The 5,859-nt window shown below is 72.8% G+C and carries 7 protein-coding genes; 4 read left to right on the plus strand and 3 right to left on the minus strand.

Annotated features, from left to right (window positions below):
* Nucleotides 1–29 precede the first annotated feature (29 nt).
* A complete protein-coding gene (locus ACH9D2_RS17155; protein WP_396364035.1) occupies nt 30–320 on the minus strand; it encodes a putative acetyltransferase in 291 nt (96 codons plus the stop codon).
* A gap of 70 nt (nt 321–390) precedes the next feature.
* Between ACH9D2_RS17155 and fdxA the strand changes: the two genes are divergently transcribed.
* From fdxA to ACH9D2_RS17175, 4 genes are all read left to right on the plus strand, one after another.
* Nucleotides 391–723, plus strand: a complete 333-nt coding sequence (fdxA, locus tag ACH9D2_RS17160) for a ferredoxin (protein WP_058872613.1) — start codon at nt 391–393, stop codon at nt 721–723.
* On the plus strand, nt 720–1,865 hold the full coding sequence (gene dapC / locus ACH9D2_RS17165) for a succinyldiaminopimelate transaminase (RefSeq protein WP_396364036.1): 1,146 nt from the start codon (nt 720–722) through the stop codon (nt 1,863–1,865). Before fdxA ends, dapC begins: the two co-directional genes overlap by 4 nt.
* 165 nt (nt 1,866–2,030) lie before the next feature.
* A complete protein-coding gene (locus ACH9D2_RS17170; RefSeq protein WP_396364037.1) occupies nt 2,031–3,329 on the plus strand; it encodes a citrate synthase in 1,299 nt (432 codons plus the stop codon).
* Between the two features lie 104 nt (nt 3,330–3,433).
* A complete protein-coding gene (locus ACH9D2_RS17175) occupies nt 3,434–3,799 on the plus strand; it encodes an A1S_2505 family phage non-structural protein (protein WP_396364038.1) in 366 nt (121 codons plus the stop codon).
* A 22-nt stretch (nt 3,800–3,821) separates the two neighbouring features.
* On the opposite strand, the gene galE is transcribed toward ACH9D2_RS17175, so the two are convergent.
* Both galE and ACH9D2_RS17185 read right to left on the minus strand, forming a co-directional pair.
* Nucleotides 3,822–4,844, minus strand: a complete 1,023-nt coding sequence (gene galE, locus ACH9D2_RS17180; RefSeq protein ID WP_396364039.1) for a UDP-glucose 4-epimerase GalE — start codon at nt 4,842–4,844, stop codon at nt 3,822–3,824.
* A 35-nt stretch (nt 4,845–4,879) separates the two neighbouring features.
* On the minus strand, nt 4,880–5,803 hold the full coding sequence (locus ACH9D2_RS17185; RefSeq protein WP_396364040.1) for a hypothetical protein: 924 nt from the start codon (nt 5,801–5,803) through the stop codon (nt 4,880–4,882).
* Nucleotides 5,804–5,859 lie beyond the last annotated feature (56 nt).

The raw sequence follows: 5,859 nt of genomic DNA on the forward strand, positions 1-5,859 counted from the left end.
CGGTCCCCGGGCGCGCGGTCCGGCGCCGCTCAGCCCTGCCGCGGCCGGCGCCGCGGCGGCGCCGGCGGGACCACCCGTGCGGCCCGCACCTCGCCGGCGCCGATCCGCACGTCCCCGCGGCGGGTGCGCACCGTGACCGACGCCTCGTCCGCCGTCAGCAGCTCACCCAGGGCGTCGGTGAGCGGCAGCCCGGAGGCGTCGTCGGCGGGCAGGGCGTAGCGCACGCTCACGCGCGTCCCAGGAGGAAGGCCGGCGAGCAGCCCCTCGCCCGAAGATGACGTCCCGGACGGTGATGTTGAGCCGGATGTCGGATGCTCCATGCCTGTCATCCTAGCCAGGACACCGTGGCTAGACTGGTCGGAGCATCCCAGGAGAAAGGTTCGAACCGCCGTGACCTACGTCATCGCCCAGCCCTGTGTCGACGTGAAGGACAAGGCCTGCGTCGAGGAGTGCCCCGTCGACTGCATCTACGAGGGGGAGCGCTCGCTCTACATCCACCCCGACGAGTGCGTGGACTGCGGGGCGTGCGAGCCGGTCTGCCCCGTCGAGGCCATCTACTACGAGGACGACACCCCCGACGAGTGGGCCGACTACTACAAGGCGAACGTCGAGTTCTTCGACGACCTCGGCTCGCCCGGCGGCGCCGCGAAGCTCGGCAACACGCACACCGACCACCCCATGATCGCCGCGCTGCCGCCGCAGAACCAGGACGTCGCCCTGTGACGCAGGGGGACCGCTCCTTCGGCCTCGCCCTGCCCGACTACCCGTGGGACACGATGGCGCCGTACCGGGCCGTCGCCGCGGAGCACCCCGACGGGGTCGTGGACCTGTCCATCGGCACGCCCGTGGACCCCACGCCGCTGGTCGTCCAGGACGCGCTGGCCGCGGCCTCCGACGCCCACGGCTATCCGACCACCCACGGCACCCCCGCCCTGCGCGAGGCCGCCGCCGCGTGGTACGCGCGACGGCGCGGCGTGCCCGGCCTGGACCCCGCCGCCGTCATGCCCACGGTCGGTTCCAAGGAACTGGTCGCCTGGCTGCCGCTGCTGCTCGGCCTGCGCGCGGGCGACGTCCTCGTGCGCCCCACGGTGGCCTATCCCACCTACGACATCGGGGCCGAGCTGGCGGGCGCGGAGGCGGTCGCGGCGGACGACCTCGACGAGCTCGACGACGCCGTGCGCTCCCGCGTGCGCCTGGTGTGGCTGAACTCGCCCGCCAACCCCACCGGCATCGTCCGGGACGCGGCGTCCCTGCGCCGCGTGGTCGACCAGGCGCGCGCCCTCGGGGCCGTGGTCGCCTCGGACGAGTGCTACGCCGAGCTGGGCTGGGGCGCCTGGGACGTCCAGCAGGGCGGCACCCCGGTGCCGTCGGTGCTCGACCCCCGGGTCAGCGGAGGGGACCACTCCCTGCTGCTCTCCGCGTACTCGATGTCGAAGCAGTCCAACGCGGCCGGCTACCGGGCCGCGTTCCTCGCCGGCGACGCCCGGCTCATGGCGAGCCTCGTCAACTCCCGCAAGCACGCCGGGATGATCGTGCCCGCCCCGATCCAGGAGGCCATGCGGGTCGCCCTGGCGGACGACGCCCACGTCATCGCCCAGAAGGCGCTCTACCGGTCCCGCCGTGAGCGGCTCGTGCCCGCCGCCGAGGCCTTCGGGCTGCGGATCGAGCACTCGGAGGCCGGGCTCTACCTGTGGTGCACGGCCGGGGAGGACACCTGGACCACGGTTCAGCGCTTCGCCGAGCGGGGCGTGGTGGTGGGGCCCGGGGTCTTCTACGGGACGGCCGGCGAGGGCTACGTGCGCCTCGCCCTCACCGCCACCGACGAGCGCATCGACGCCGCCGTGGAGCGGCTCGGCCGCGCCTGACACGATCTCCCGCGGTGCCGGGATTGGTCCCGGTGCGGACGGAGCAGGTAGGTTGGACCCTGACGATCGCCGTGTCCGGCAGACACGGCCGTGCTGCGCCACCGGCGGCGCCCGGCACGGCGACCACGGGCACCGGACACCGACATCCACTCGCGGAGGACGAACATGACTGAGTCTGCACAGAAGACCGGGACGGCCCGGCTCGACCACGGGAACGGCAACCCGCTCGAGCTGCCCATCCAGGACGCCACCGAGGGCAACCGCGGGTACGCGATCACTAACCTGCTCAAGGAGACCGGCAACGTCGCCTTCGACCCTGGGTTCATGAACACGGCGAACGCGCGCTCCGCCATCACCTACATCGACGGCAACAACGGCATCCTCCGCTACCGGGGCTACCCGATCGAGGAGCTCGCCCAGCACTCGAGCTTCATCGAGACCGCGTACCTCCTCGTCTACGGCGAGCTGCCCTCGCCGACCGAGCTGGAGGAGTTCGACACCCGGATCCGCCGCCACACCATGGTCCACGAGGACCTCAAGAGCTTCTTCAACGGCTTCCCGCGCAACGCCCACCCCATGCCCGTGCTGTCCTCGGCCGTCTCGGCGCTGTCCACGTTCTACGCGGACTCCCTCGACCCGTTCGACCAGGAGCAGGTGGAGATCTCCACCATCCGGCTGCTCGCCAAGGTGCCCACGCTGGCCGCCTACGCGTTCAAGAAGTCCAAGGGCGAGCCGATGCTCTACCCGCAGAACGACCTCAACTACACGGAGAACTTCCTCCGCATGTGCTTCGGCGTGCCCGCCGAGGACTACGAGATCGACCCGGCGATGGCGAAGGCCCTGGACGTGCTGCTGATGCTGCACGCCGACCACGAGCAGAACTGCTCCACCTCCACCGTCCGGCTCGTGGGCTCCTCCCACGCCAACATGTTCGCCTCGGTCTCCGCGGGCATCAACGCCCTCTACGGCCCGCTGCACGGCGGCGCCAACGAGGCCGTGCTCGCCATGCTCAACCGGATCCAGACGGAGGGCGTCAAGCCCGAGGACTTCATGGAGCAGGTCAAGAACAAGGAGTCCGGCGCCCGGCTCATGGGCTTCGGCCACCGGGTCTACAAGAACTACGACCCCCGGGCCCGCATCGTCAAGGACTACGCCCACGAGATCCTCGAGAAGCTGGGCGGCAACGACCAACAGCTCGAGATCGCCATGCGGCTAGAGGAAAAGGCCCTCGCCGACGACTACTTCGTGGAGCGCAAGCTCTACCCCAACGTCGACTTCTACACGGGCCTGATCTACAAGGCGATGGGCTTCCCGGAGAAGATGTTCACCGTGCTCTTCGCGATCGGCCGCCTCCCCGGCTGGATCGCCCAGTGGCGTGAGATGATCGAGGACCCGGAGACCAAGATCGGCCGCCCGCGCCAGCTCTATGTGGGCGAGGGCGAGCGGCACTACCCGCAGCGCTGAGCCGACCCGCTCCCGGCACCGACGGACGCCGGGTCCGCACTCTCCAGGGTGCGGGCCCGGCGTCCTTCGTTCCGGGCCGGTGCCCGCCCCGGTACCGTGGTGGCATGAGCGAGCAGCGGCACACCCCGGACCGGATCACCGAGCTCGGTCCGGACGACGTCTTCGTCTTCGGCTCGAACGCCCGGGGCGCCCACGGCGCGGGCGCGGCGCGCACGGCCGTCGAGCGCTTCGGGGCCGTCATGGGGCAGGGGCACGGTCTGCAGGGCCGCTCGTACGCGATCGACAGCATGAGCGGGTTCGCGGAGCTCGAGCGGGAGGCCGCGGCGTTCGTGGCCTACGCCCGCGAGCACCCCGAGCTGACGTTCTGGCTCACCCGGGTCGGCACGGGCATCGCCGGTCACGACGAGCGGCGGGTGGCCGCCCTGTTCGCCGACGCGCCGGCCAACGTCGTCCGGCCCCGGGGCTGGTGAGCCCCGGCACCGCGCCCGGTGCTCAGGCGCCCGCGGCGTAGCCCTCGGGATTGCTCCGCTGCCAGTTCCAGTGGTCCCGGCACATCGTGTCGAGGTCCCGCTCGGCCGACCAGCCGAGCTCCGCCAGCGCCGTCGACGGATCCGCGTAGGACACCGCCGCGTCGCCGGGCCGGCGGGCCACGACCTCGTAGGGGATGCTCCGCCCGGAGGCCCGCTCGAAGGCCGCGTGGACCTCCAGCACCGAGTAGCCCTTGCCCGTGCCCAGGTTCCAGGTGCGCACCCCGCCGTGCTCGGAGACGTGGTCGAGAGCCCTCAGGTGGCCGTCGGCGAGGTCCACCACGTGGATGTAGTCGCGCACGCCCGTCCCGTCGGCGGTCGGGTAGTCCGCCCCGAAGACCCGCAGCTTCTCGCGCCGTCCCACGGCCACCTGGGCGATGAACGGCAGCAGGTTGTTCGGCACGCCCGTGGGGTCCTCGCCGATCCGGCCGGACTCGTGGGCGCCCACGGGGTTGAAGTAGCGCAGCAGGGCCACGTTCCAGGAGGGGTCCCCCGCGGCGAGGTCCACGAGCATGTCCTCGATGTGCTCCTTGGTGCGCCCGTACGGGTTCTGCGCGTCCATGGGCTGCTTCTCGGTCAGGGGCATCTCCTCGGGGGCGCCGTAGACCGTGGCCGACGAGGAGAACACGATGGTCCGGCAGCCGTGGGCCGCCATGGCGTCCAGCAGGTTGAGGGTGCCCGCCACGTTGGTGCGGTAGTACCAGAGGGGCTTCTCGGCCGACTCGCCGACGGCCTTGAGCCCGGCGAAGTGGATCACGGCCTCCGGGCGGTGCTCCGCGAACAGCGCGTCGAGTCCCGCGGGATCCAGGAGGTCCACCTCGGCGAACGCCTCGGCGGGCCGTCCCGCGAGGTCCTCGACACGTGCCAGCGAGGTCCGCGAGGAGTTCGCGAGGTTGTCCATCACGACGACGTCGTGCCCCGCCTCCAGCAGGGCGAGGACGGTGTGCGAGCCGATGTAGCCGGTTCCCCCGGTCACGAGAATCTTCATGGACCCAGCGTATCGGCCGGGCCGCGACGGGCCCGTCAGCGGCTCGCGAGGACCACCACGACGTCGCCGGCCGGGGGAGTGCCCTCGGGGTGCGCCTCGTCGGCGGCCACCCAGCCGGGGGCGGGCGCGAAGCGGGTGGTGCGCTGGTCCGCCCGGATCCAGCTGCGCCCGTCGAAGGACACCTCCGCGACGCCCAGCGCGTCCGCCTGCGCGACCGCCCAGTGCGCCACCGCCCAGCCCGCAGGCTCCCCGGGGGCGGGCACGACCACCCGGTCCCCGTCCACGCGCGGGTCCGGCGCCGCGGTCCCGAACGCGCCGCGGAGGGCGTCGGCCGCCCGGCGCGGGTCCCCGGGGGCCTCGGGATCACCCAGCACGCAGTTGAGCGAGCCCTCGGTGGCTCCGGTCAGGCTGCCGGCGAACGCCCGGGCGACACCCTCGTGCCGGGCGTACGCCTCCGGGTGCCCGGAGCGCTGGACCGCCTGGGCGGCGTCGGTGACGGACATCGTCGTGTAGTCGAGCTCGGCGAGGCCGTCGTAGAAGGCGGCCGTGGCGTAGGCAGGGTCCATGATCTGCTCGACCGTTCCCCAGCCCTGGGACGGGCGCTGCTGGAAGAGCCCCACGGAGTCCCGGTCGCCGTAGTCGATGTTGACCAGCTGCGACTCCTGCATCGCGGTGGCCAGGGCCACGACCGCCGCGTACGGGTCGGCGCGGCGTGCCACGGCCTCGGCGGCGACCAGGGCGGCGTTGGCCGACTGCTCCGCCGACAGGGTGTGCCGCTGCCGCTCCCCGTCCCCGTCCGTGGTCGAGACCACGCACCGGGGCTCACCGGCCGAGGGCCGGCCGGCGCGCAGCTCGACGGCCACGAGGATCCCCGCGGCGAGCAGGGCGCCGACGAGCAGGAGGACGAACAGCGGCAGCCGGAGCGAGCCGCTGCGGCGGCCGGGGACGGGGGAGGACACGGGCGCTCCTGGGCGGACGGGGAGACGGGTGGGGGGAACGGGAGGGCCGGGGACGG

It is taken from the genome of Kocuria rhizosphaericola (assembly GCF_044462205.1).
GTDB lineage: Bacteria > Actinomycetota > Actinomycetes > Actinomycetales > Micrococcaceae > Kocuria > Kocuria rhizosphaericola.